Annotated in this window: 18 protein-coding genes; 10 read left to right on the top strand and 8 right to left on the bottom strand. The window is 68.2% G+C overall.

The window, feature by feature from the left end:
- Positions 1-67 precede the first annotated feature (67 nt).
- Entirely contained in the window at positions 68-1,828 is a 1,761-nt protein-coding gene (locus IPK85_23205) for a hypothetical protein (protein ID MBK8250274.1), read from the top strand.
- A gap of 51 nt (positions 1,829-1,879) precedes the next feature.
- On the opposite strand, the gene IPK85_23200 is transcribed toward IPK85_23205, so the two are convergent.
- Positions 1,880-3,151, bottom strand: a complete 1,272-nt coding sequence (locus IPK85_23200; GenBank protein MBK8250273.1) for an aminotransferase class V-fold PLP-dependent enzyme — start codon at positions 3,149-3,151, stop codon at positions 1,880-1,882.
- A gap of 112 nt (positions 3,152-3,263) precedes the next feature.
- On the opposite strand from IPK85_23200, the gene IPK85_23195 reads away from it, so the two are divergent.
- The 8 genes from IPK85_23195 (at position 3,264) to IPK85_23160 (ending at position 13,434) form a co-directional block, all read left to right on the top strand.
- Positions 3,264-4,301: a BMP family ABC transporter substrate-binding protein gene (locus IPK85_23195; GenBank protein ID MBK8250272.1), complete on the top strand. Its 1,038-nt coding sequence runs from the start codon at positions 3,264-3,266 to the stop codon at positions 4,299-4,301.
- On the top strand, positions 4,298-5,842 hold the full coding sequence (locus IPK85_23190) for an ABC transporter ATP-binding protein (protein ID MBK8250271.1): 1,545 nt from the start codon (positions 4,298-4,300) through the stop codon (positions 5,840-5,842). The genes IPK85_23195 and IPK85_23190 overlap by 4 nt, the downstream gene beginning before the upstream one ends.
- The gene (locus tag IPK85_23185; GenBank protein ID MBK8250270.1) at positions 5,829-6,917 is read left to right on the top strand and encodes an ABC transporter permease; all 1,089 of its coding nucleotides are present in this window, start codon (positions 5,829-5,831) and stop codon (positions 6,915-6,917) included. The genes IPK85_23190 and IPK85_23185 overlap by 14 nt, the downstream gene beginning before the upstream one ends.
- On the top strand, positions 6,914-7,822 hold the full coding sequence (locus IPK85_23180) for an ABC transporter permease (protein MBK8250269.1): 909 nt from the start codon (positions 6,914-6,916) through the stop codon (positions 7,820-7,822). The genes IPK85_23185 and IPK85_23180 overlap by 4 nt, the downstream gene beginning before the upstream one ends.
- Positions 7,823-7,907: 85 nt before the next feature.
- Complete coding sequence (locus IPK85_23175; protein ID MBK8250268.1) at positions 7,908-9,296, top strand: MFS transporter; 1,389 nt, start codon at positions 7,908-7,910, stop codon at positions 9,294-9,296.
- Positions 9,297-9,408: 112 nt separating this feature from the next.
- A complete protein-coding gene (locus tag IPK85_23170; GenBank protein ID MBK8250267.1) occupies positions 9,409-10,443 on the top strand; it encodes a DUF1028 domain-containing protein in 1,035 nt (344 codons plus the stop codon).
- A 77-nt stretch (positions 10,444-10,520) separates the two neighbouring features.
- Positions 10,521-11,753, top strand: a complete 1,233-nt coding sequence (locus IPK85_23165; protein MBK8250266.1) for a serpin family protein — start codon at positions 10,521-10,523, stop codon at positions 11,751-11,753.
- A gap of 115 nt (positions 11,754-11,868) precedes the next feature.
- Complete coding sequence (locus tag IPK85_23160; GenBank protein MBK8250265.1) at positions 11,869-13,434, top strand: beta-lactamase family protein; 1,566 nt, start codon at positions 11,869-11,871, stop codon at positions 13,432-13,434.
- Positions 13,435-13,443: 9 nt separating this feature from the next.
- Here the strand turns inward: IPK85_23160 and IPK85_23155 are convergent, their stop codons facing one another.
- The 3 genes from IPK85_23155 to IPK85_23145 form a co-directional block, all read right to left on the bottom strand.
- Positions 13,444-13,620 (bottom strand): hypothetical protein, encoded by a 177-nt coding sequence (locus IPK85_23155; protein ID MBK8250264.1) that lies wholly within the window; start codon positions 13,618-13,620, stop codon positions 13,444-13,446.
- 49 nt (positions 13,621-13,669) lie between these two features.
- Positions 13,670-14,179, bottom strand: coding sequence for a hypothetical protein (locus IPK85_23150; GenBank protein MBK8250263.1), 510 nt, complete (start codon positions 14,177-14,179; stop codon positions 13,670-13,672).
- Between the two features lie 71 nt (positions 14,180-14,250).
- Positions 14,251-16,650, bottom strand: coding sequence for a CehA/McbA family metallohydrolase (locus tag IPK85_23145; GenBank protein MBK8250262.1), 2,400 nt, complete (start codon positions 16,648-16,650; stop codon positions 14,251-14,253).
- 159 nt (positions 16,651-16,809) lie between these two features.
- Here IPK85_23145 and IPK85_23140 point away from each other — a divergent pair, with 159 nt between their 5' ends.
- Positions 16,810-17,793: an alpha/beta hydrolase gene (locus IPK85_23140; GenBank protein MBK8250261.1), complete on the top strand. Its 984-nt coding sequence runs from the start codon at positions 16,810-16,812 to the stop codon at positions 17,791-17,793.
- On the opposite strand, the gene IPK85_23135 is transcribed toward IPK85_23140, so the two are convergent.
- From IPK85_23135 to IPK85_23120, 4 genes are all read right to left on the bottom strand, one after another.
- Positions 17,790-19,064 carry an NAD(P)/FAD-dependent oxidoreductase gene (locus IPK85_23135; protein ID MBK8250260.1) on the bottom strand — a complete coding sequence of 425 codons (1,275 nt, stop codon included), beginning with the start codon at positions 19,062-19,064 and terminating at the stop codon, positions 17,790-17,792. The genes IPK85_23140 and IPK85_23135 overlap by 4 nt on opposite strands.
- 5 nt (positions 19,065-19,069) lie before the next feature.
- A complete protein-coding gene (locus IPK85_23130) occupies positions 19,070-21,727 on the bottom strand; it encodes a PIG-L family deacetylase (GenBank protein ID MBK8250259.1) in 2,658 nt (885 codons plus the stop codon).
- A gap of 207 nt (positions 21,728-21,934) precedes the next feature.
- Entirely contained in the window at positions 21,935-22,987 is a 1,053-nt protein-coding gene (locus IPK85_23125; protein MBK8250258.1) for a hypothetical protein, read from the bottom strand.
- Between the two features lie 17 nt (positions 22,988-23,004).
- Entirely contained in the window at positions 23,005-25,770 is a 2,766-nt protein-coding gene (locus IPK85_23120; protein ID MBK8250257.1) for a 2-oxoglutarate dehydrogenase E1 component, read from the bottom strand.
- Positions 25,771-25,785 lie beyond the last annotated feature (15 nt).

Raw genomic sequence — 25,785 nt, 5'->3', positions numbered from 1 at the left:
GGCTGACGGGAACGCGGCTCTTATGGTTGGGGCACCCTGAGGTGTCTTATGGCGTACAATGCACATCATGAGAGCCTTGCCGACCGTGCTGTCCCGACTCGCCCTCGCCGCCTTGGCGCCCCTGAGCCTCGCGGCCCAGGTCATCGACATCAGGTCCGTGGCCGCCCCTCCACCGGACGTCCTGAGTCTGCTCCGGCTGCGCCAGCAGGAATTCGAGGGGTATCGCCGCGAGCACCTGCCGATCGCGGACCTCGGGCGCGGCCCGTCGGGCAAATGCGACGAGACCATCGGGCGCTTCTGCTATTGGTACGACGAATCGTCTGCCGACGTGCCTGCGGAGCCGGCCGACATCACGCGGGAGCGCACCCGATTCATCGCCGCCCTCGACTCCGGCTTTCGCGCGTTCCCGGGCGATCGGTGGACCGCCGGCGCCCTCGTTCGGTATCTCGCGGAAGCTGGGCGGACGGGAGAGGCGGTGGAGGTCGCAGCGAAGTGCGACGTGCGGGGGTGGTGGTGCCCCGCAGTGCGCGGGTTCGCCCTTCACGCCCACCAGCGTTATGCCGCCTCGGACTCTGCCTGGACCCAAGCCCTCCGCGCGATGGACCCGCGTGAGGCGTGCGAATTTCGCGACCTCAAGCTGATCCTCGACGACGGTCTCCTGCGCTCGTACCGGAACGCCACGTGCGAGGAGCGGGAGCGTCAGGAGCGGCGCATCTGGTGGCTCGCGCGGCCGACCTTGTCGACGAGCGGCAACGACGCGCGCACCGAGTACCTCTCGCGTCGGCTGTACCAGAAGTTCCTGGAAGATGCGCCGTCGATTCACTCCATGGGGTTCGACAGCGACGAACGGGAAATGATGCTTCGGTATGGCTGGTCGCGTGCGTGGTCCCGGTCCAAGGGCTTCATGCCTGGCACCCGCACCCCCGTGATCACGGGTTACGAACCCACGCCGGCGCCCCCCATGCTCCCCATGGCGGAGACCATCACGAACCCCGCCCTCAGCGACTCGATCGGGTGGCGTGGCAAGGGGCTGCCCGGCGTCCGTTCTCGCTACTCCCCCGATCACGCGCGCCTGTTGCGCAACCTGAGGCACCAGTCGGCGATCTTCCGCCGCGGCGACTCGGCCCTGGTGGTGATGGCATACGATGTGTCCGACGACAAGACCCTCGCCCCACTCGCCGGGACTGACAAACTCTCGGCAGCTTTGGCCCTCACGCGAGGCGAGGAGGGGGATGCCAGTGTGGTCCGGCTCCCCAACTCGCCGGCACGCGGGACCCTCACGGCCATGTCCCCGTGGGCGCCGATGCTGATGAGCGCCGAGGTGGTGGGGGCCGGGACCAGCACGTTGTCACGCGCCCGGTATGGGATGCGCGCGAGCGAGTTCCCCACGTCACGCGTCGCGATTTCCGACCTGCTCCTGTTCGAGCCGTATGAGGGGATGCCACGCCGGCTGGAGGATGTGTTGCCGCACGTGAGCGCGTCCCAGGTGGTCGCCGAGGGCGTGAAGGTCGGGATCTACTGGGAGACCTACAACACCGACCCGACCGGTGAGGGGATCCAAGTCAGCATCACCGTCACCCCCGAGGAGAAGGACGGGAGCTGGCTGCGCCGGGGACTCACGGCGCTCAAGCTCGCGCGCGAGTCGCAGCCGGTGTCGGTGGGGATCACGGACCAGTCCGCGCGCGGCCGCGGCTTCACGCCGCGGGCGGTGGTGGTGGACCTCGCGACCCTCAAGCCCGGGCGTTACCTGATGCAGCTTGAGGTGACGGCCACGGGGACGGCGCCGGTGCGCGCGGAGCGGGTGATCACGATTCGCGCGCCGCGTTAGGCTCCGCCGCAGCCCTGGGTCCGCGGATCGCACGGAGGGGCTGGCGCCCGGTCACCCGCGCGCGAGCTCGCGGATCGCCGTGACGAAGGTGTCCAGCTCTGCTGTTGTCGTGTAGAGGTGCGGGGTCACCCGCACCCCCTTCACCGCGACGTTGTTGATCGCCACCGTGTACACCTGGAAGCGGTCGAACAGGACCGTGGCCAGCGCCTCCGGGGTCATCCCCGTGATCCCGACGTTGGCGATCCCGGCCGCCCGATGGCCGGTCGGTGTGTTGAGGTACACCTTGGGGATCTCGCGCACGCGACTGGTCCAGTACTCCTGCAGGTAGCGCAGGCGCGCCTCCTTGCGCTGCACCCCGACCATGGTGTGGAAGCGGATCGCGTCCGAAATCGCCATGATCGTCCAGGTGGGCAGCGTCCCGATACGCTCCAGCTTGGCGATGTCGTCATCGGCATGGCTCGCGTCACCCATGAGCGGCCACACACTCGCGATCTTCTCCTTCTTGATGTGCAACAGCCCGGCGCCCAGCGGCGTGCACAACCACTTGTGCAGTGACGCCCCGTAGTAGTCGCTCCCCAACTGCGGGATGGTGAAGTCCAGGTGGGCGAGCGCGTGCGCGCCGTCCACGATCACGCTCACCCCGCGGGAGTGCGCCATGTCCGCGATCTTCCGGACCGGGAGGATCTGGCCGGAAATGTTGATCATGTGCGAGAGGTGCAGGAGCTTTGTGCGCGGCGTGATGGCGGCGGCATACGCGTCCACGACCTCGTCATCGCTCTTCGGGTGCAACGGCACCGAGATCTCGACGTTCTTGAGCCCCCGCCGCCGTCCCTGCTGCCGGTATTGCTCCAGCATCGACCCGTAGTCCTGGTTGCACATCACCGCCTCGTCGCCGGGCGCCGTCTCGATCCCATGGATCACGGTGGCCATGGATTCGGTGGTGTTGCGCGTGATCACGATCTCATCCGCGGGCACCCCGGCCACGGCGCCCAGCTCGGCCTTCACCCGGGCATGGTCAGCGGCCCGTCGACGGCGCATGTAGAACGAGAGGCCGTCATTGACGTCCTTCTCGTGCCGCTGGAAGGCGTCCCAGGTCATCCGGGGCTGCGGCGACGAATACCCGTTTTCCAGGTTGATGTACGGGTGCACCGGGAAGGCCTGCCGAATTTCGTCCCAGAACTCCTCCTCGGTCGCCGCCACGGAGGGTGCGCGCCCCCGCCAGGGCTCGAGCCGCCGCTCCATGGCGTCCAGCAGGCGGGGTGAGAGCAGGGGGGCGACGCCGGCCGCAGCCGCGGCACCAAGAAACGAGCGACGATTGGTCATCGTGGGACCGGACAGGGAGACCCCAAACCTCCGCCATCCCGACTCCGCGGTCAACATCGGCCGACGAACCCCCTTCCGGCCCCCCCGGACCACCGCGACCTTTCCTCCCCCGATGCGCAAGCTGATCGTAGCGCTGGTGGTGCTCTCGGTTGTGCACCTCGCGCTCCTATTCATAGAACCGGCCGGAGCCACCCGGATCGCCACAGGCGACGGGGTGGATGTCGGTATTGTGTTCGACGTGGGAGGCCGGGGCGACAAGTCGTTCAACGACGGCGCCTTCCTGGGCGCCGAACGCGCAATGAAGGAGCTTGGCGCTCGCGTCCGGTTCATCGAACCCGGTGAAGGGTCCGACCGCGAGGCTGGTCTGCGCCTTCTGGCGGCCGAGGGAATGGACCTGGTCATCGGCGTAGGGTTCATCTTTTCGGACGACCTCACGCTGCTCGCCAAGGAGTACCCGGGGGTCAAGTTCGCCGGGGTCGACTACGCCGTGGCGATGGACGCGAACGGCCAGCCGGTACCCCCGCCCGACAACCTCGCAGCACTCAAGTTCCGGGAGGAGGAGGGATCCTTCCTGGTCGGCGCGCTCGCCGCATTGGTCGGCAACTCGAAGAAGCTGGGCTTCGTCGGCGGGATGGACTTCCCCCTGATTCACAAGTTCGAGATGGGGTATCGCGCCGGGGTCCAGGCGGTGTGCCCGGACTGCACCGTGATCGCCCAATACGCCGGCGTCACCCCGGATGCGTTCAAGAATCCCGGACGTGGCCAGGAACTCGGGCTCTCGCAGTACCAGCAGGGGGTGAACGTGATCTTCCACGCCTCCGGCTCCACGGGGTTGGGGGTCTTCGAGGCGGCGCGCCGGCTGGGCAAGCTCGCGATCGGGGTCGACGCGGACCAATACGCGGAGGCACCGGGTTTCATCCTCACCTCGATGGTGAAGGGCGTGGACGAAGCCGTATTCGGGACCATCCGCCAGGTGCAGGACGGCTCCTTCCGTGGAGGCATTTTCGAGTTGGGATTGAAGGAACGGGGCGTCAACTACATCGACGACGCCAACAACACCTCGTTGATCACCGCCTCCGCCCGGGAGCGCGTCGAGGCACTCCGCGCCGAGATCATCGCCGGCCGCATCACCGTGCCGAGCACGAAATGAGCATCGCCCTGCGCGCCACCGGCATCCGAAAGGTCTTCGGCGATTGCATCGCCAACCGCAATGCCTCGCTGGAGGTGGCCGCGGGGGAAATCCACGCGGTGGTTGGCGAAAACGGCGCGGGCAAGTCAACGCTCATGCGGATGATCGCCGGGATGTACGCGCCCGATGCGGGGCGGCTGGAGGTCAACGGCCGCGACGTCACCGGGTGGTCAACCCGCGAGGCGATTGCTGCTGGTGTGGGCATGGTGCACCAGCACTTCATGCTGATCCCCACCCTGACGGTCGCCGAGAACCTCGTCCTCGGCCAGGAACCACGCGCCGGGTTGCAGTTCGATCGCGCGGGGGCGGAAGCGGCGGTGCGTGCGTTATGCGAGCGGACCGGGTTGGTCGTCGACCCGGCACGACGGGTGGCCGACCTGGCGGTTGGCGAGCTGCAGCGCGTCGAGATCCTCAAGGTGTTGTTCCGCGGGGCGAAGATCCTGATCCTCGACGAACCGACGGCGGTGTTGTCGCCCCCCGAGGTCACGGAGCTGTGGAAGGTGCTACGATCGCTCGTCGCGAAGGGCGGGACGGTGGTGCTGATCACCCACAAGCTGGACGAGGTGATCGAGGTCTCGCAGCGGATCACGGTCATGCGCGCGGGCGAGACGGTGGGGCACATGGAGACGGCAGGGGCCACGCCGGCGGCGATTGCGCGGATGATGGTGGGGCGGGAGGTGCGGTTGGCGGGAAAAGAGGAGACGGCAGACGGCAGACGGCAGACGGCACCGACCGAGGCGCGATTGACTGTTCACTCGCTCACGGTCGCGTCGAGTCGGCGGCCTAACGAGGTTGACCAGCTGTCGTTCGACGTGCGAGCCGGGGAGATCTTTGGCATCGCCGGTGTCGAGGGCAACGGCCAAACCGAACTGATCGAGGCGATCGCCGGCCTTCGCCCGGTGTCGTCTGGCACCGTACGCCTTGGTGGCAGCGACATCACGGGGTGGACGGTGCGCCAGCGCGCCGATGCGGGGTTGTCGCACATCCCCGAGGATCGCCATCGCCGCGGGCTGGTGCTCGAGTACTCCATTGCCGACGACCTGATTCTTGGCCTGCAGCATCGTTTTAGTCGCGGCCTGGCACTCGTGCGCGACCGGATCGGTCGCAACGCCGAGGAACGGATCACGCAATTCGATGTTCGGCCGGCGACCGCGGAGACCCCGGCGCGCGCCCTGTCCGGTGGCAACCAGCAGAAGGTGGTCATTGCCCGTGAGCTGCGCGGCCGCGAGTTCTCCGTGTTGTTGGCCGTGCAGCCGACGCGTGGCGTGGACGTGGGGGCGATCGAGTTCATCCACGACCAGCTCCGTGCCGCGCGCGATGCGGGCAAGGCCATCCTCCTCGTCTCGGCTGACCTCGTCGAAGTCCTGGCATTGGCGGACCGCGTCGGCGTGATGTACGGCGGCAAGCTGGTCGTCACCCTGCCCCGTGCGGAGGCCAGTGCCCAGGCACTGGGGCCATGGATGACCGGTGCCATGACGGGAGGTGCGCATGGCGCAGCCTGACCTCAGCGCGCCGGCACGAGATCCCTGGTACCAGCGGCTCATGGAGCCGCTGCTCCCCCCGCTCACGGCGCTGCTCATCGCCGCGGTCGTGGGCGACCTCCTGATCCTGTCGTTCGGCCAGTCGCCCCGTGAGGTCTACCGGCTCCTCGTGGATGGCACGTGGGGGAACGCCTACGGCTTTGGCCAGGTGTTGTACAAGGCCACGACGCTCGCCTGCACCGGGCTTGCCGTCGCGTTAGGCATCCGCGCCGGGATGTTCAACATCGGGGCGGAAGGGCAGCTGGCGCTGGGCGGCTTCGCGGCGGCGCTGGTGGGGCTTGGCCTGCCTGCTGGAACCCCGGCGGCGCTCGCGATCCTCCTCTGCCTGCTGGCGGCCGGTGCGGGTGGGTCGCTCGCGGCCGCCGTGCCTGGAGCGCTCAAGGCGCGTTTTGGCGCCAGCGAGGTGATCGTGACCATCATGATGAACTTCATCGTGGCCGCGTTCCTCAACTGGCTGGTGGCGACGAAGGTGAGCGTGGCTGAGTCATTGCACACGCCCGAGATCCACGCGGGGGCGGTGCCGCGCCTCGCGGAGGTATTCCCGGCGTTTCATGGGTCGGCGGCAAACTTCACGATCCTCGTCGCGATCGGGCTCGCCGTCTCGGTGTGGTGGTTCTTGTTCCGCACGCGGGCCGGCTATGAGCTGCGCGCCGTTGGGCTGCAACCCGACGCCGCCGAATACGGCGGCATCCATGTCGGGCGCACCTGGTGGCGCACCCTGCTGCTCTCCGGGGCCCTGGCTGGACTGGGCGGCGTCAACTACGTGCTCGGTTACAAGCAGTATTACGAAGAGGGGTTTGCGGCGGGCGCCGGCTACCTCGGGATCGCCGTTGCCCTGGTCGGGCGGAATCACCCGGCGGGGGTGCTGGTGGCGTCGCTGCTGTTCGCCACGTTGTCGCAGGGTGCGCTTGCGGTGAATGCGCTCGTGCCCAAGCAGATGCTCGATGTGCTGACGGCGGTGGTGATCATCGCGGTGGCAACCGCCGTGCCCGAAGTCCAGCGCCTGCTGCGTGCGCTTCGGGGGCGCCAGGCATGAGCATCCTCGCCTTCCTCATCCAGACGCTGCGCATCGCGACGCCGTACCTGTTTGCGGCGTCCGGCGGCGTGTTGTCCGAGCGGGCCGGCGTCATCGCCCTCACGCTCGAGGGGTGGATGCTGACCGGGGCGTTCTGCGCCGCGTTAGGCAGCTTTTACACCGGCTCGCCGTGGCTGGGGGTGCTCGCCGGGATCGGGGGCGGGGTGCTGGCGGCCGCGCTGCATGCGCTCGCGACGATTCGCTATCGCGCGGACCAGGTGGTCCTGGGGATCGCGATCAACCTGATGTCGGTGGGGATCACGCGCTTCTTCCTGCGCCTGGCATTCGACTCGTCGTCGAATTCGCCGCGGATCCCGGGCTTCGACTGGGCCGGGGCGAGCGAGGGCGGTACGACCGCCGGGCTGGGGTCTCTGCTCGCGTCATTCTCCAACCCGCTGGTCCTGGTCGCGCTCCTCTCGTTGCCGACCGTGTGGTGGATCCTGTACCGCACCCCGTACGGGTTGCGGCTTCGCGCCGTTGGAGAAAAGCCGGAAGCTGCCGCGTCCGTGGGGGTATCCGTGGCACGCGTGCGATGGATCGCCGTGCTCGGGGCCGGCGCCTTTGCCGGCATGGGTGGTGCGTACCTCGCGCTCGAGCAGCACCAGTTCACCGACAGCATGACGGCAGGTCGCGGTTTCATTGCGCTGGCCGCAGTGATCTTTGGGCAATGGGAACCGAAGCGCGTGGCGCTCGCCTGCCTGCTGTTTGCGGCCGCCGAGACGTTCCAGATTCGGTTGCAGGGATTGCAGCTGTTGCCGTCACAGTTCGTAGAGATGATCCCGTACGTACTCACCATCATTGCCGTGGCCGGGATCGTGGGCCGATCGCGCCAGCCTGCCGCGCTGGGCCGTGTGACCGAACCTTGAGCCACCGCTTGAATCTTCCCTGTCGGTCCCTGGCGCGCGCCGGGGCGCAGGGGCGTCTGGCCCACACCGAGTGCGCCGACGTGGCGTGCGCAGATTCGCCGCTCCCCATCACCTGGGCGACAGCGTGCAGCTGACCACCGCTACGCAGTCCCCGTGGCTCCTCGCCCTGGCGGGCCTCGTGGGGGCCGGCTTGCTGTACGTTCTGGTGCAGGAGGTCCGGAAGATCCCGCCCAGGCTCTTCACGCTCATGGCCACGGCGTTCCTCGACATGGCCGGCGTGCTGATGATCATCCCTCTGATGCCCTTTTACGTGAAGGAGCTGGCGGGGGACGATGGTGTCCAGTGGGCGGGGATGACCCTCGGGATCGGGACGGTGACGGGGATCATCGTCTCCGCCTTCACCATCGCCCAGCTGGCCAGCGCTCCCATGTGGGGCCGCTACTCGGACAAGCATGGACGGCGTCCGGCCCTGTTGATCGCGTTAGGCGCGTCGGCCATTTCCTACCTCATCTTCGGGTTTGCGACCTCGCTGGTGGTGCTGTTCCTCTCCCGGCTCGTGCAGGGCGCGGGAGGCGGCACGGTGGGAGTGATCCAGGCGTACGTGGCCGACACCACAGAACCGGCCGACCGCGCGCGCGCCCTCGGCTGGTTGTCTGCCGCCACGAACCTCGGTGTCGCCCTCGGTCCGGTCCTTGGCTCGCTGGCGGTGACTCTCGGGCAGCAAGACCTGGCCCCGGGGATCAGCGAGTTTCGCATGGGCCGCGCGGCCCCGGGGATGGTTGCTGCCCTGCTCTGCCTCACCACGATGGGGTTCGCTTGGAAGTACTTGCAGGAGAGTCGGCACGTCCACACGGGAGACCGGCCACGTGCGTCGTCCCGGGCCGCGGCGTGGCGCGTCCTCGCGCATTCTTCAGAACCCTCCTCGCGCCTCATCCTGATCTATGCCATTGCGATCGGGGCCTTTCAGGGTGTGAATACCGTGCTCGCACTCTTCCTGAACGCGCGATTCGGGATCACCGCCCAGTCGATCGGGTTGTTCTTCATGTACATCGGGGCGATCTCCGTCTTCACGCGCGTGCTGCTCCTGGGGCGCGCCGTGGACCGGTTCGGCGAGGCGCGACTCAGCCGAATCGGGATCGTGCTGCTGACCGTGGGGCTGCTGGGAATGCCCCTCTCTCCAAACATTGGGGTGCTGGCGCTCGCCGTGGCGCTGCTCCCGCTCGGCACCGCGTTCACCTTTCCCTGCGTGACGGCCATGCTCTCGCGGGTGATCCCGAACACGGAACGCGGCCTCTACATGGGATTGCAACAGACATTTGGCGGTGCGTCGCGCGTGATCGCCCCGCTCTTCTTCGGTTGGTCGTTTGACGCGATCGGCACCTCGGCGCCCTACTTTTTCTCGGCGTCCTTCGTCGCCGCTACGCTGTTGCTCGGCATCGGGATGGATCAGTATGCGGGGAAGCCGAAGGGATAGACGGCAGACGGCGCGACCATACGGGCGAGTCGTGGCAACCAATGGGCGCATGGGAGCGCGCCAATGCGCCAGAAGGCTCGGCATCTCGAACCACCTCAAACCACGATATCCGATGCGTCGTTTCCTACCCCTCCTGATCGCTGGATCGATTGGCGCCCAGGAACCCATCTCCTGGAACCGGCAGAACCTGACGTTCAGCACCTTCTCGATCGCCGCGATCGATCCACGTACAGGTGAGGTGGGGGTCGCCGTCACGACGCGCGTGGCCTGCGTCGGGAACGGCGTACCGTGGGTCCGGGCCGGAGTGGGCGCGGTGGCAACCCAGGCCAGCACCCGCACCCAGTACGGCGAGGAATTGCTGGGCGCGCTCGCCGCTGGCGAGGCACCGGACGTTGCGCTGCGCCGCCTCATGGCGGCGGACAGCGGGGCGCAATCGCGACAGATCGGGGTCATCGCGCTCAACGGAAAGAGCGCGCAACACACCGGCTCGGGTCCCCAGCAGTGGGCCGGGCACCGCGCCGGGACCAACTACGTGACGCAGGGAAATATCCTCGTCGGCAAGCAGGTCGTGGACGCCGTCGCAACTTCCTTTGAAGCCACAGAAGGCCAACCCCGCCACCTCGCCGACCGGCTCATTGAGGCGCTGGCGGCCGGACATGCGCAGGGGGGCGACGCCCGACATGGTCGCGTGCAGTCAGCCGCGGTCGTGGTCGCCGACAATCGCCCGGGCCGCTCGCGCCGCAACGACGGGATCACGGTCAACATCAACGTGTGCGAGCATCCCGAACCCGTTGGCGAGTTGCGCCGAATCTACGACGCGGTCTCGCAGACTCTTGGCTTCCGTACCCTCCAACAGTTTGCCGGCAACGACATCTGGCAACTCAAGGTGATGCTCCACGCGCTCGGCCGCTTTCGGCCCAACGAAACAACGCTTGGGCGCGGCGCCGATGCCATGCTGTATACCGCTGAGACGATCGCCGCGGTCGACGCGTTCCGGGTGGATGCTGGGCTGGCCGGTCCGCAGAGCTCGCCATCCGGGCTCGTGGACGCCGAGACCGTGGAGCGACTCTGGCAGGCCCTCGAGCGCGCAGGGAAGGCGAAGGCGGTGCGCGAGGCCCTCCTGGAGACCACGGCGATCCGCCGCTGACCAGCGGCACGGGGCGAGGGGATCGGGGTACGGAAGGCTGCCATGTGTCGCCCCGATGACTTCCTTCCCGCTTCGTCATGCGACTGATTCGTTTCTCCCTCGTGTGTGCGGCCGCCATGGCCTGCGCCGACCCGACCGATCCCCAGGGCAAGCCCGCGCCGATCACGGCGCTGCCGCGCCAGCTGAACACGACCGAGCAGGCCCTCGCCGCCTCGACAACCGGGTTTGGGATCGGGCTGTTGCGGGAGGTGAACAAGACCTTCGCGGACAGCAACGTCTTCATCTCGCCGTTGAGCGCGACGATGGCGCTCGGGATGACCTTGAACGGCGCCTCGAACAGCACCTACGACGAGATGCGTGGTGCATTGAACCTCCCGGATCGCCCGCTGTCCGAGCTGAATGCGAGTTACCAGGGACTGGTGACGATGCTCCGCGGGCTGGACAAGACCGTCGACTTCCGGATTGCCAACTCGATCTGGTACCGGAATTCGTTTGCCAGTGCGGTCGCGCCGGCCTTCCTGGCCGATACCCGGACGTTCTTCGACGCCGAGGCCAGCGGGCTCGACTTCGCGAGCCCCCAGGCCCTGACCACGATCAACAGCTGGGTGAACACGAGTACCAACGGCAAGATCACGAAGATCCTGGACCAGATCCCACCGGAGCTGGTCATGTACCTGATCAACGCGACCTACTTCAAGGGAGCGTGGCGCGACAGCTTTGACCCCCAGCGCACCGGCGACGGGCCATTCACGACCCACCGCGGTCAGCAGGTGACGGCGAAGTTGATGACGCGGAAGGGTGGCTACCGCGCGGCGCAACTGAACGGGACCCAGGTCGTCGAGCTGCCCTACGGTGGGGACGCGTTTGTGATGACGGTGGCCATGCCCGCCTTGAACGTGGACATCAACACGTTCATCGCGAGCCTCACCCCGGCGACCTGGGCGAGTTTCAGCGCGACGCTCACGGAGCCCGGCTACGACCTCGTCTTCCCGAAGTTCAAGCTGGAATGGGAAGACCGCCTGAACAACGAACTGCAAGCACTCGGCATGCGACAGGCGTTCATTGAGGGCGGCGCGGACTTCACGCGCCTCTCCCCGACCATGGGCCGCGACCTCTATGTCTCGGAGGTCAAGCAAAAGACCTTTGTGGATGTCAACGAGGAGGGTACCGAGGCAGCCGCCGTGACGTCGGTTGGGATCGGTGTGACCTCGCTCCCGCCATCGATCCGCATCGACCGTCCGTTCGTGTTTGCGATTCGCGAGCGGCTGTCGGGGACCGTGCTCTTCATTGGGAAGATCGTGAGGCCGTAGCCTCCCAGGGAAGATCGTGAGGCCGTAGCCTCCACGGGACCGCGCGGCCGTACCCCACTACTCTGGCAGACGGCCGCGCCCGGGGACACACTTCGCTATCCCCAGCGATTGTGATATGCGCGCCATCTGCCTCGTCCCGCTCGTCCCTGCCCTACTCGTTGCGCAGTCGTCCAGGGCTCCCGCCCCGACCTTTCGCGACCCGGACCGCCTGGCGAAGCTGACCGCCGCATTCCCGGACGTCGACCGCCTCATGCGCGACTTCGTCGCACGGTCCAACGTCCCGGGCGCGGCCTGGGGGATCATCGTCGACGGCAAGGTCGTCCACGTGTCCGTCCACGGCCTGCGCGACGTGAAGGCCGGCGCCGCGGTCGATACCTCGACGGTCTTCCGCATCGCCTCGATGAGCAAGAGCTTCGCGGCGCTCTCGATTCTCCAACTCCGGGATGCTGGCCGCCTCTCGCTGGAAGACCCCGCCGAGCGGTACGTCCCGGAGCTGCGCACGCTCAAGTACCCGACGAGCGACTCGCCGAAGATCACCATCCGCCACCTCCTCTCGCACTCCGAGGGGTTCCCCGAGGACAACCCCTGGGGGGACCAGCAGCTCTCGGCCACTGACGCCCAGCTGTCGGCAATGATCCGCAAGGGGATCCCGTTCTCCACCTCGCCCGGGACGTCCTACGAGTACTCCAACTTCGGCTTCGCCATCCTCGGACGGATCGTCGCGAACGTGTCGGGGATGCCGTATCCGCGCTACCTGCAGCAGCGGGTCCTCCGGCCGTTAGGCATGACGTCCACCACGCTGCAGGCGGCGGACGTTCCCCCGGCGAGGCTCGCCCACGGGTATCGGCGACAGGACGGCGAGTGGCTGGAGGAACCGCAGCTGCCGGACGGGGCCTTTGGCCCCATGGGCGGGATGCTCACCTCCATCGCCGACCTTGGCCGCTGGGTGGCGCTCATGCTCGACGCCTTCCCGGCCCGCGACGGCGCCGAGTTATACCCGATCCGCCGGGCGTCCGTGCGCGAGATGCAGCAAGTCACCCGATACAACGGGGCGACCGCCGTACGAAGTGCCGACGGCACGCTCGCCCTCAGCGCGGGGGGATATGGCTACGGCCTGGGGATCCGGCAGACCTGCCTGTTCGGCACCTCGGTCTCCCACTCCGGCGGTCTGCCGGGGTTCGGGTCGCTGATGCGGTGGCTGCCGGAACACGGCGTTGGGATCATCGCGTTAGGCAGCCTGACCTACACCGGGTGGGGCGGCGTGGCGGACCAGGCATTGGCGGTGCTCGCGCGGACCGGCGCGATGGGTCCTCGGGAACCGCAACCCGCTCCCATTCTGGTCCATCGCAAGGAGCAGGTCACGCGTCTCATCGGTACATGGAGTGATCCGCTGGCCGATTCCCTCGCAGCGATGAACCTGTACCTCGACGAGTCGAAGCCCCGGCGCCGGGCGGCGATCGAGCGACTGGTATCATCGGTGGGCGGCGAATGCCGCCCGGAGGGGCGCTTTGTGGTGGAAAACGCACTCCGTGGACGCTGGCGGCTGCGTTGCGCCCGCGGCGACCTGCGGGTCGCCATCACCCTCGCTCCCACCGAGCCAGCAACCGTGCAATTCCTGGAGGTGTCGCCCATGCGGCCAGAGGACTCGCTGGACCCACCACCGGCCTGTCGCGCCGCGTAACGGACGCGCCTAACGCGGCAACGACAAGCGCAGGGAGATGCCGCGGTGAGAGGCCTCGACGCGACGCGCCGTGGCCACGTCGCCGGGATACCATCGCTCCGTGCCCACGAGCACTCCGATGTCCTGGGCCCCCACGTTCCCGCAACACAACATCAACCCGCTGAGCCACAATCGTTGCCACTTCATGGACGATCTCCGGTATAGGGATTTCGGGCGCACAATGCTGGGGCGATCCTCAGAATCGCACAGACCATTGGAGCGAGGCGGCTGAACGTCCGGCCGGCCCGCTGGCAGGCCCCAGTTGCAGTGCCATCGGCACCCACACATCCCGGCCAACCGCCGCCCCGATGAGCGCGCCGAGCCAGATGGACGTGAAGGCGCCGAACATCCCCAACTCCTCAGCGCTGGCCCCCGAGCAGTTGGGAGGGGTGCAGCTCGCGCTCCCGGCGATCGCGCCGAGCATTCCGCCCAGCCCAGCCCCCCAGAAGGCCCCCGCCCCCGCCCCTGCCAGCCGGCTCCGGCCTCCCCACATCTCGACTTTCAGCAGGTCCGCCTGGCGGAGAACCACCGCGGCCCCGCGTGACGTGAGGATCACCAACGAATCAGCACCGGCTCGCCCAAGCTCCCCGCTCACCCTCCCGGTAGGTGTGACAACCCGGAGTTTCGTCCCGGGGTTAACCCGCCAGGATTGTGCGGCAACGGGATCGACGAGAAGGAACGCGAGAAGCAGGACAGCGCGGCGCATGGGAGTCGGGTGGAGTGAAGCCAACCTCGGCTCCGCCTCCCCCACCCGACATACGTCAACCGACGTAGACGCTAGCGCGCCAGGGCGTCCAGGCGGGTGCGCGCGGCCTCAAAATGCGCTTTGAGGTTGGGAATCGGCGTTCCCGCGTACCCTGCGTCGAGTCGCTGCTCACCATTCGCCATCGCGCGCCTGAGATCGGCGACCGCTGCGCGACGCGCGTCCGGGTCGGTGGACAGGCGGCTGCCAATCCACACCGGGGCCGTGTGGGCGAAGGTCATGTTCGCCATGGCTGGCCACTGGTCGACCGCCGGCCCGACAACCCGCGCCGCTACCCACCCACCACTCGGCACACGCACGGTGCGGCGGAAGGACCGCGAGAACGGTGCTTTCGGGGCCGGTTCCGTCGCGACCGTGCGGCCGTTCACGACGATGGCAATGGAGTCCACGGGCATCGAGGAATGCACGGTGAGTCGCACATCCACGTTCCCGCCGGCCGCGATGACCTCGCCCGGCCCTGCCCCGTTGGCGCTGAACTCGAGCAGCGGCCCGGTGGTCACGAACGAGCGTCCCGCCTTGAGCGCAGCCAGGTATGACGCCCAGGTCATCGCCCCCTGGGGACGCACATACACGCGCGTGGACCCTAACGCCATCGTACGGTGCAGGTCCGTCATGACGTCCGTGCCGCCGGAGGGCATGATGTCCAGGCCGGCGTTCAGCAAGCGATACCACAGCTCGGTCGTCCCCACGGTGTTGCTCCACAGGCAGACCAGCTCGAGCAGGTCAAAGGCACCCATCACGGCATCGGGAACGAGCCCGATGGGAATGGACGCCAGGGCATTGTCGGCGAACGGCGCACTCTGGCCGGCGACGGGGTGCACGTAGATCCCCATCCCACCCTGCGCGCGCCCCGCCGCGAGTGGCTCGGCATTGCTGCGATCATCGCGGCCGTAGGACTCGTACCCCGGCCCCCAGGTCCACGGCCAGACGAGGTCGCGCGTGTTGATCAACCCGACATGCCCCAGGAAATGCGACCGCACCTCCTGCGCGAAGGCGATCATCGGGCGTGCGCCGAGCGACGACCAGTTCCATTGGTCCTGGTTCTCGTAGCGGTTGTGCAGGTTGGCGAGCATCGGCGTGCCCACGTCGAGATCCTCGCCCATCATCGGGAGGACGAGGTCCTGCGGGGCGAGGTCGAACTGCCCGCCGTAGTTCAGGTGAAAGTGGTGGTCACCCGAGAACCAGCCGGCGCCCTGCGGCTCCCACAGGCGCTGCGGCGCCGCGACGAGACGTGTGGTCTCCCCAGCTCGAACAACCCCGGTGGCCAGCGCCGGTACACTCGCCAGCCCGCGGGTGGCGGTCACGCGCACCTCGCCCGCCGGCACCTCCAACTCGATACTGCCGGCGCCGTAGAAGAACGGTCGTCCGTTTTGTCCATCGAAGCGCACCATCCCCACGTCGGGGATCAACGGATGACCGGACGCATCAGCCACATGCAGGCGGGCGGGTCCCGCCGTGGCCAACAGCAGCTTGCCGGTGGGCACGCCGTACGACCAGGTCCGGACCGGGATCTCCTGCACCGGCCCACCACCACGGGCCACCCGGTAGAGGTGAAGCTGTTGCCGCGCATCGCCCTCGGTGAAGTAGATCGAGCCCCCGTCGGGACTCCAGGCCGGGGTCAGTGGTCGCCCACGTGGTTTCGCGTGCAGCAGGACCGACGGCCCCGGTCGGTCGATCGACATCAGCCGCAGCTCCCAGCCGAACGATCCCGGCCAGTTGTAGGCGAGCAACGTCCCGTCCGGGGATAGCGCCGGGCGCGCCTGCGACACGATGCTCCCCGTCAACAGGGCCACGTCGCGGCCGTCCGTGCGCAGGCGGACCTGATCGCCACCGGCGCGTGTTTTTGATGTGTAGACCATCCGGTCGCCACCGGCGAACAACTGCGGCCGCAGCTCAAGGCCGGCTTCGGTCGTCAGGCGCGTCCGCGCGCCACTCGCCAGCTCGATGCGCCGCAGGTCGAGATCACCGCCGGGCTCGACGTTGGTGTAGACCACGGCGGCACCATCACGAGTGAAGACCGGGTCCATGGCCATCCCACGGTCGAGCTCCCGTTCCGCACCGGTCGCGAGGTCGCGAAGCATGACGGCGAGGGTCCGCCCGTCGTCGCGGACGAAGACCAGCGACCGGCCATCGGGAGACCACGCCGGGCGCGCATCCACCCCGCCGGCATTGGTCAGTCGCTGGGCCGTGCCGCTGGCAAGGTCGAGCCGCCAGAGCCATCCCCCGTGGGTGATCGCGACGGAACGACCATCAGGCGATGGCGCGGGATCGCCCGGGCCGGAGGCCAGGATCGGTAGTTCATACCCCTCCAGATACACCTGGTGGCCGAAACCGGCGTTGCGCGGGTACCGATTCGTCCATTGGGCACCCAGGGGAAAGGCGAGCAGCAGGAGGGCGATGCCGGCGTGTCTCATGAGTGACGTGTTGGGGTTCGGGGCACACGGCCACGGTATGCGCCGTCACTGGCGGGCGCCAGTCAGCGTGCGCGAGTTGACCCGCCGGACAGGCATGCGTCTATTCCGTAGCACCGCCGAACCTTGGGGGCCCTCTCCCCGCCACGTGTCGCATACGGGATGACTCGCCGAACCCTTTCTTCAGCCTGGGTCCTGGGCGTGACGGCACTGTTGGTCGCGTGCAGCTCCGGCGGCACCGTCTCGCCGCCGCCGGTCACGACGACTCCACCACCCACCCAGAACCCGCCAGCGCCGCCAACCATCACCCAGCGCACCTGGTTCGACGAAGCCTATGGCACCCTGTCCCAGCAGCGGCTCGACCTGTTCTTGCCGCCGACGGGGAACGGCCCATTCCGCCTGATCATCTGGGTACACGGCGGTGGCTGGCGAAATGGCGACAAGACCTTGGCGGCGAGCGCGTTCCAGCGTCGGGCGTTGTCGCAGGGATTTGCACTGGCAACCGTGGGCTACCGCCTGTCCGGAGTCGCCAAGTGGCCAGCCCAGATCCATGACGTGAAGGGCGCGGTGCGCTACCTCCGTGCCAACGCGCGGCGGTTTGGGCTCGACAGCACGCGCTTTGGTGCCTGGGGGCTGTCCGCGGGCGCACACCTCGTCTCGGTGCTCGGCACCTCGGGTGGCGTGTCCGCACTGGAAGGCACGGTGGGGAGTTCCGTGGCGTCGAGCCGTGTGCAGGCCGTGGCTGACTGGTTCGGCCCTACCGACTTCCTGCAGATGGACGCGCAGCTGATCGCGGCAGGGTGCAACCCGCCTGGCACGGTCGAGCAGGGGTTGGCGACGTCGGAGACCGCGCAGTTGCTGGGCGCGCAAATCGGCCTCGTGCCCAACCTGGTCGCACAGGCCAACCCGATGACCTACATCACGCCCGATGACCCACCCTTCCTGATCCACCAGGGCAAGGCGGACTGCACGGTGCCGTACCTCCAGAGCGTGATCTTCGACGCGGCCCTTCGTGGTCCCCTGGGGATCGGGCCGGCCAACGTGTCGCTGAGCGTGATCGATGGTGCCGGGCACGGGGGCACCCAGTTCACGAATGACACCAACGTCGACCGGGTGATTGCCTTCTTCAACCAGGTGTTGCGCTAGGCGCCCACGCGACGACTGGGCAGGAGACGCACGCCGCGCTGCCAGGTGAGGTATTCCCAGCCCCACTGGACGAGCACGACCAGTCGGTTGCGGAAGCCCGCGAGGTAGGCGATGTGCAGGAACAGCCAGAGCAGCCACGCCACCGTTCCGCCGAACCGCAGCCCCCCGGGCAGGTCGGCGACCGCGCGATGCCTGCCTAGCGTTGCCATGTCGCCCCGGTTCTGGTAGCGAAAGGGCCGACGCGCGCGACGCTCGATCGTCCGCACAATGTTGTCGGCCGCGCATCGGCCGCCTTGCATGGCCCCCTGTGCCACCCCGGGGACGACACGACCATCGGCCTGGGCGGTGACCGCCATGTCGCCCACGACGAACACCTCCGGGTGCGCGGCGACGGAAAGGTCCGGCTCCACGAGGACGCGACCGACTCGGTCGACTGCTGCGCCGAGTTGGCGCCCAAGGGACGACGCCTGGTTGCCCGCGGCCCAGAACACCGTGCGCGTCGGGACCACATCATCCCCAAGACGCACATGGGTTGGCGTGACCTCAGTCACCATGGTGTTGAGCCGAACCTCGACCCCCATGGCGCGCAAGTCGGTGAGCGCGCGCGCCGACAGTTCCTCGGGCATCGACGGGAGCACCCGCGGACCACCCTCGACGAGGATCACACGCGTCTGCGCGGTGTCGATCTGCCGAAAGTCGCCTCGCAGGACGTTGCGGGCGATCAGCACCATGATCCCCGCCAACTCGGCGCCGGTCGGCCCGCCCCCGACGATAACGATGGTCTGCAGGGCGCGTCGCTCCTCGAGGTCCGCCGTCGCCTCCGCCCGCTCGAAGGCGGAGAGAAAGCGCGTGCGCAGCTCGAGCGCGTCATCGAGCGACTTGAGGCCGGGGGCATTCGGCTCCCACTCGGGGCGCCCGAAGTACGCATGGCGAGAGCCAGCCGCGACCACCAGGAAGTCATACGGCTCCTCGCGTGCCCCGTCGATGGTCACGCGACGCGAGGAGGGGTTGATCGCGGTGACCTCACCCAGCAACACGCGCGTATTCGCCTGGTTCCGCAGGTACCACCGGATCGGCACCGCGATGTCACTCGGTGCGAGCGTAGCCGCCGCCACCTGGTAAAGCAGCGGCTGGAAGACATAGTGATTGTGCCGGTCCACGACGAGGACGTCGACATCGACATTGCGCAGGCGCTGGGCCGCGGCGATCCCCCCGAAGCCGCCCCCTACAATGATCACCCGTGGCCGACGTCGGCCTCCCATGCTGTCCATGTGCATTACTGCGTCGCCGACCCCGGCTTGGCCGACAGCAGGTTCACGAATAGCCGCGCCGCACCGGGGACGCCGGCGGGGAGCTGTCGAAAGAAGGCAAGCGATGTGTAGACGTAGACCCCCTTGCCGTAGGGAGCCACGAGCAGCGCACCGCGATTTGCCCCTTCCCCGGGATCGTTCATCTCGAGCAGCGGCGTGTAGGCCGGGTCGAAGGTTCGCGGCATGTACAACGACCGGTCCTGGGTCCATCCGTCAAAGTCGCGGGTGCTGATGGTGTTGGGGGCGGTCAGCACACTCGCCGCCGGGTCGAGCACGCGCACCGGTGCGCCCTCCACGGTCACCCGATCCGCCGGCCGGCCGAGGGTGATGGGGAACGGCATCATCCCCGGGTTCAACATCTCGTACTGTCCATACTGCACCACGAGGGTTCCACCCTCCCTGGCGTACGCCAGCAGGCGGGGATTGCCGGACACCAGCGCAGGCGAGGCCTCATAGGCGCGCGTCCCCACAACCACCGAGGTGAAGCGGGACAGGTCCGTTCGCATCAGGTCAGCGGGGTCGATGACCGTGACATCCAGGCCCAGCTGCTGCAGGATGGGCGCACTGTTGTCCCCAACACCATTGATGTAGGCCACCCGGGCCACGCGCGGGAGATTGAGGTCGACGGCCTCGAGCCCGAGCGTCGCCGGACGAAACAGGCGTTGCGTCTGGATGTGGTCGTAGCTGACCGCGGTGTAGCCGGTCGTGAAGGTCTCCCCGCCGCTCGTGGCAGAGGCGCGAATCGCATGTCGACCGGCGTTCAGTTGTCCGCGCACCTGGAAGGTTACCACTTCGATCGCGTCCCCCTGCGTGCCGGTGGACAGGCCGAAGGTGGCCGCTGGCGCGGACTGCGCAGTCGCCGCCCGCGCATTGCCCGGCAGTTGGACCCGCCGCACGGCGCTGTCCACCGTGAGACCGGGGGGCACGTCGAGCCGGACCGCCACCTCCCGGGGTCCATCGGCGTGTGATCGCACCGTCACGCGAACCGTGCGCTGCAACGGAGCGTTGGCGCGCGCATACTCGACCTCACGCTCCAGGGTGAGGGTGATGGCCGGCGCCGCGACGATGGGACGGTTCACCTCCCCGCGAATGGCGTCTGCATATCGGTAGGTCACCGGAGTCCACGTGCTGAACGTGGCGCCCGCAACCTCGAGGGTGGTCACGATCATGGGCGAGGGTCGCTGGCCGGCTTCATCGCCCGCCGCCCCCGGGACAGCGAACATCGCGCCCTGGCGTGGCCGCGTGAGCCACCAGGCGGCACCCACGCGATCGATCACCAGCGAGAGTGAATCCCCGAGGGTGGAGTCGGGACGCACGTCGAGCGCGAGTTGGGTGAACTCCGCGCGGGCACCGAGCACGACCGTGCGAAGCACACGCACGGGAAGGGACCCGCGATTGTGCACACTGCGTCGCACGCGAACTGGCTCCCCTGTCGCAAACCCCTCACGGGCCGCGACCGCCTCAACGGCCACCCCGGTCGCGAGCTCAAACGCACGATGCACCCTGACGCTGGCATTCTCCACGGAGGCGTGGAGGTCTGCGTGCCGGACCACCAGTGACCCGTCCGACGCGAGGGTCGCACACGGGTTGGTCCCGGAGGCGGCGCCACAAACAGTGGACAGCAAACGCTGCACCTCGACGAGGGCCGGGATCACCGCCCCCGGCTGCCCGAGATCCAGCGACCGGCGAGCCGCAGCAAAGGCGGCCGGAAGGGCGGCCAGCGCTGCCCGCTGCGCCGGCGTCTGCATGGCGTCCCGGAATCGGCCCCACGTCGTGTCGACCCCGTCGAAGATCGAGCGTTCCGAACGGGCGTCCGACGGTCCAACGCGGGCCGCCTCCCGGAGCAGCTGGTCATACCGCACCCCCTTCTGCTGCAACGCCCCCATCGCCTGCGACTTATGCTGAGACCGCGAGTCCGCCGCCAGTTCGGCGTACGAACGACCGCCTAACGGGTCATACTCCCCCACGTTGATCCGGATCGTTGCCTGCGCCTGGTTCCGGAAGAGGGCACCCCGGTAGAACTTCGGCACCGTCCAGGCCCCGAGGCCGGCGGTTGATCGCGCCGGAAAGCGCACCGTGTCCGCGCTAATGTCGTACGCCTCGCGCGCCAGGATCCCGGCCACCTGGTGGTGGCCATGGCCATCGGCGGGCGTGCCGGAAAACACGCTCACGATGACGTGCGGCCGGAAGGCGCGAACCACCGTCACCACATCGCGGAGGATGCTGTCCTTCGCCCACTGCGTGAGCGTCTCCTGTGCGTTCTTGGAGAACCCGAAGTCGAACGCGCGCGTGAAATACTGTCGACCGCCGTCCAACCGACGGGCCGCGAGCAGCTCCTCCGTGCGGATCGCCCCCAGCGGCTCCCCCAACTCGTTCCCGATGAGGTTCTGGCCACCATCGCCTCGCGTCAGCGACAGGTACGCAGTCTCCACCTGCCGACCGCGCGCCAGCCACGCGATCAGTTGGGTGTCTTCATCGTCCGGATGAGCGGCGATAACCAATACGCGCCCACTGACTCCGAGTCCGCTGACCAATGGGCCGAGGGCCGCGGCTCCGCGCGGCTGGGCCTGCAGCGCGATCGATGAGGCTGATGCGACGAAGAGCAGCGAAAGGACAGCTCGCATGATTCCGGGGCTTGGTAGTGGGGGCTGGCCAAGGTCTGGAGGCTCGACCGGGTCTCCAAATCTACCCGTCATCTGCCCAACGGATTCCCGCTGTGCGCTATCGCCGACCGCTCGGCACATTGTGGCGCTCACCGAGCACTGCCCCCACCCGAGCAGCTACGGCGCGAACAGCGCTTCCAGCTCCACCGCCGGCGGGTCCGCGACCGTCTACGCCTCTTCCTCGTCGTCGCCCTCGTCATCTTCGGCCGGCCAGTCCTCGTTGGGGGGCGACGGCGCGACGGCGAGGATGCGATCGCGAAGCGCGCGATACGCGCCGACCGGCTCCATCTGGTCCGATAAGCGCAACAGTTCGGTCCCCGCTGCATCGCGCAACAGCCAGGTCCAGTGGTCGGCGGGTCGTCGTCCCTTACCCGTGCCGGAACGGCGGTCGTACGATCGCTGCGCATCCCTGGCGAGGTTCACCCGCTCGAAACTCGCCATCGCCACCCAAGGCACGCGCGTGACCTGCAGCATCGTGGCGTCCACGACCCCGGCGTCGTCGCCCCACACGCGACGCGACCGCGTTCCCACGCGGGTGAACACCACCAGCCCGGTGAGCGCGAGGGCGCCTAACGCGGACGATCCTGCCTCGATCGGGTGCGCCCGCCAGTTCCAGGTGGCCCACACCACCGTCGCAAGTCCACAGGCCGCAATGGCGACGCTCCAGAACCCCACGGCCGTGTTGGCCTCGCGTGACGACGTTACCACGGACGGTGCCCGCGACCCGCCGGCCCACTCGACCGTGTCCTGCCACGCGCCGTCGCGCCACGTGACATCACGCCCCCAGCGCGTGGCCGCCACGCCGCGTGCGATCCACGCCAGAACAGCCAACCAGATGCCCTTCGCCACCAGAAGCCACGTGGTCTCCTGCCAGGTCACCAGCCGCACATGCGATGGCCGCGCCGGGTCCACCGCCACGGAGGCCTGCGCGAGGAATCGCAGCGACGTGTACGCGGGTCGCGGAATCACGATGCGCACGTTGCCATCCGTGTACGGGGCATCGTCGAGCCGCCGCACCCCCTCCATGCGCGCGAACGCGGCGCCCGGCACCTCCAGCTCCACTTCCCCTTCCACGGCCAGCCCCGCCACCTGCGCGGGATACCGCGGCCACGAGCGGACGCGCGCCAGCTGCACCAGGTCCCACGCCGCACTGAGCAGCACGGCACCACACACAACGCGCGCCCCCAGGACGAGGGCGCGCTTGATCTGGCTGGGGTTCACGATGGTGCGGTGCGCGCCTAACGCATCGCCGGCGGCCGGCCCCGGGGGACCAGCGGGGCGGCATGGACATCACCCACGATCCGCGCCTGCTCCTCATCGTGCGACGACTTGTACCCCTCCGCCGGGCTCGCGCGCTCCGGACGGCCGATGTACCGGATGATCAGGGCATTCCCCGCCGAGGCACGGAGCCGCGGGGCGACATAACTCCACGCCCCCATGTTCTTCGGCTCTTCCTGGGCCCACACAATCTCCGCGATGTTCGGGTACAGGTCGACGATCTGCGCGACCTCCTCATGCGGCCAGGGATACAGTTGCTCGACGCGCACCACGGCGAGATGGCCCGGGCGTTCCTGCCCGACGAGGTCGTAATAGACCTTCCCCGTGCAGAAGACGAGGCGCGTGACATCCTCGCGCGCGGTGACCGCCGGATCATCGAGCACCGGGGCAAAACGTCCCGTCGTGAGGTCCTCGATGCGCGCCGTGGCCGACGAGAGCCGGAGCATGCTCTTGGGTTGCATCAGCACCAGCGGCCGCTTGACCGCGAGGCGCGCCTGACGACGCAGCACATGGAAGTACTGCGCGGCCGTGCTGGGGTACGCGACACGCAAGTTGCCTTCTGCGCACAGTTGGAGAAAGCGCTCCAGCCGCGCCGAGGAGTGCTCGGGGCCTTGCCCTTCGTACCCATGGGGCAGGAGGAGCACAACGCCGGAGTCCTGCTCCCACTTCGCCCGGTCCGCGACGATGAATTGGTCGATGATCGGGGCCGCCATGTTCGCGAAGTCCCCGAACTGCGCTTCCCACAACACCAGGGTCTCGGGCGCTGTCGTGCTGTAGCCGTACTCAAAGGCCAGCACGGCCAATTCGGTGAGCGGAGAGTTATGCACCTCGAACCGACCCGACGCTCCCTGCAGGTGCTGGAGCGGGGCGTACTTCGCGCCGGTGTTCACGTCCGTCAGGACGGCGTGGCGATGGGAAAAGGTCCCACGCTCGGCGTCCTGGCCGGTGAGGCGAACGTCAACGCCATCGGCGAGCAGCGACGCGAACGCCAGCGATTCTGCATGGCCCCAATCGATACCACCCGCAGGGCCGAGAGCCTCGCGCCGCCGCTCCAGTTGCTTGGCCAGGCGCGGATGCACCGCGTGCGTCTCCGGCCAGAACAGGAGTCGTTCGTTGAGCTGGATCAGCGCCTCCGCACGTACCCCGGTGTCGACCGGCGGCAGGAATGACGGCGTCATCCGCCGTGCGTCCAGGTGATGCGTCGGCTCGCCGTGCGCGTGCGCGCCGATGTCCGGCGCCTGCCGTGCCTCGGTGAGCACGGCATCCATCCGAGCCTGAAAATCGGCATCAATCGCCGCGACCGCGTCGGCCGTCAGGACGCCCTGCGCTGCGACCTGGTCGCCCCAGATCTGGCGGACGGTCGGGTGGTTGCGGATCGTCGCGTACAGGCGCGGCTGCGTGAAGGTCGGCTCGTCGCCCTCGTTATGCCCCCAACGACGGTAGCCGACGAGGTCGATCAGGAAGTCCTTGCCGAACTTCGCGCGATAGGCAATCGCGAGGCGGATCGCCCCAAGGCAAGACGCCGGGTCGTCCGCATTGACGTGCACGATCGGCACTTCAAAGCCCTTCGCGAGATCCGACGCATAGTGCGTCGACCGCGAGTCCGTCGGGTTCGTCGTGAAGCCGACCTGGTTGTTCGAGATGATGTGGAGCGAGCCACCGACCTGGTACCCGGGCAGCCCGGACATGTTGAAGGTCTCGGCCACCACGCCCTCACCCGGGAACGCCGCATCGCCGTGGATCACGATGGGGACGACCAATTCATTGCCGCCGCCAATCGCATCGCGTCGCGCGCGCGCTACCCCGGTGAGCACCGGGTTGACCACTTCCAGGTGGGACGGATTCGGCACCAGAGACAGCCGCACCCGTCGCCCGTTGGCACAGGTGCGCTCGGTCGCTGCGCCGAGGTGGTACTTCACGTCACCCGTCGCGTTGTCGTGGTGATCGTGTTTGCCGTCGAACTCATTGAACAGCTTGCCGTACGGCTTGTCCATCAGGTGCACCAGCGTGTTCAGGCGGCCACGATGCGCCATCCCGACCACGACCTCCTGGGCGCCTAACGCCGCGCTCTCCTCCACCGCCGCGTCGAGCATTGGGACCATCATGTCGGTCCCCTCGATGGAGAATCGCTTGGCCGTGCTGTACGCCCGGGCGAGGAACCGTTCCAGGCCGTCGACCTCGGTCAGCCGGCGCAGCACGGAGACCTGCTCCTCGGGCCCCAACGGCCGCATGTAGGCGCCAGTCTCGATCGCCTGCCGCAACCAGTCCCGCTCGTCGTCCGCCTCGATGTGTCCCACCTCAAACCCAACACGCCCGGACCACTGGCGCCGCAGGCGACCCGCCACGTCGGCTGCCGTCCCTTCCCCCGGATACCCCAGCGCCTCGGCGGGGACCAGGGCCAGATCGGCCTCCGTGATCGAGTGAAACTCGGGCGAGAGTTCAGCCGCTCCCGCTGGCGCCGATCCCAACGGATCGATCGGGACGGCAAGGTGCCCGTAGTGTCGAATCGCCTCGAGGAGCCCGGCCGCGCCGGCCACTTTGCGAAGGTACGCCGGGTCCGCGTTGGCCGGCGTCCCAGCGGCAGGAGCCCCCCCGCCGATGGACTGCGCGAAGGTGAAGTACTGGCGCCAGGACTCGTCCACCGAGGCCGGATCCCGCCGGAACGCCTCGTACATCTCGGCCACATGGCCGTCGTTGTAGACGCCGATGATGGGGGTGCTGGTCATGGACCGCAAATCTAA

This window comes from Gemmatimonadota bacterium (assembly GCA_016712265.1).
GTDB lineage: Bacteria > Gemmatimonadota > Gemmatimonadetes > Gemmatimonadales > Gemmatimonadaceae > RBC101.
This window is presented reverse-complemented; position numbering and strand designations above follow the sequence as displayed.

Coding starts and splice junctions, on each gene's coding strand:
- IPK85_23150 (MBK8250263.1), bottom strand. CDS start 14,179: ATGCGCCGCGCTGTCCTGCTTCTCGCGTTCCTTCTCGTCGATCCCGTT.
- IPK85_23135 (MBK8250260.1), bottom strand. CDS start 19,064: ATGGACAGCATGGGAGGCCGACGTCGGCCACGGGTGATCATTGTAGGG.
- IPK85_23195 (MBK8250272.1), top strand. CDS start 3,264: ATGCGCAAGCTGATCGTAGCGCTGGTGGTGCTCTCGGTTGTGCACCTC.
- IPK85_23130 (MBK8250259.1), bottom strand. CDS start 21,727: ATGCGAGCTGTCCTTTCGCTGCTCTTCGTCGCATCAGCCTCATCGATC.
- IPK85_23180 (MBK8250269.1), top strand. CDS start 6,914: ATGAGCATCCTCGCCTTCCTCATCCAGACGCTGCGCATCGCGACGCCG.
- IPK85_23205 (MBK8250274.1), top strand. CDS start 68: ATGAGAGCCTTGCCGACCGTGCTGTCCCGACTCGCCCTCGCCGCCTTG.
- IPK85_23200 (MBK8250273.1), bottom strand. CDS start 3,151: ATGACCAATCGTCGCTCGTTTCTTGGTGCCGCGGCTGCGGCCGGCGTC.
- IPK85_23165 (MBK8250266.1), top strand. CDS start 10,521: ATGCGACTGATTCGTTTCTCCCTCGTGTGTGCGGCCGCCATGGCCTGC.
- IPK85_23140 (MBK8250261.1), top strand. CDS start 16,810: ATGACTCGCCGAACCCTTTCTTCAGCCTGGGTCCTGGGCGTGACGGCA.
- IPK85_23190 (MBK8250271.1), top strand. CDS start 4,298: ATGAGCATCGCCCTGCGCGCCACCGGCATCCGAAAGGTCTTCGGCGAT.
- IPK85_23120 (MBK8250257.1), bottom strand. CDS start 25,770: ATGACCAGCACCCCCATCATCGGCGTCTACAACGACGGCCATGTGGCC.
- IPK85_23145 (MBK8250262.1), bottom strand. CDS start 16,650: ATGAGACACGCCGGCATCGCCCTCCTGCTGCTCGCCTTTCCCCTGGGT.
- IPK85_23155 (MBK8250264.1), bottom strand. CDS start 13,620: ATGAAGTGGCAACGATTGTGGCTCAGCGGGTTGATGTTGTGTTGCGGG.
- IPK85_23160 (MBK8250265.1), top strand. CDS start 11,869: ATGCGCGCCATCTGCCTCGTCCCGCTCGTCCCTGCCCTACTCGTTGCG.
- IPK85_23170 (MBK8250267.1), top strand. CDS start 9,409: ATGCGTCGTTTCCTACCCCTCCTGATCGCTGGATCGATTGGCGCCCAG.
- IPK85_23185 (MBK8250270.1), top strand. CDS start 5,829: ATGGCGCAGCCTGACCTCAGCGCGCCGGCACGAGATCCCTGGTACCAG.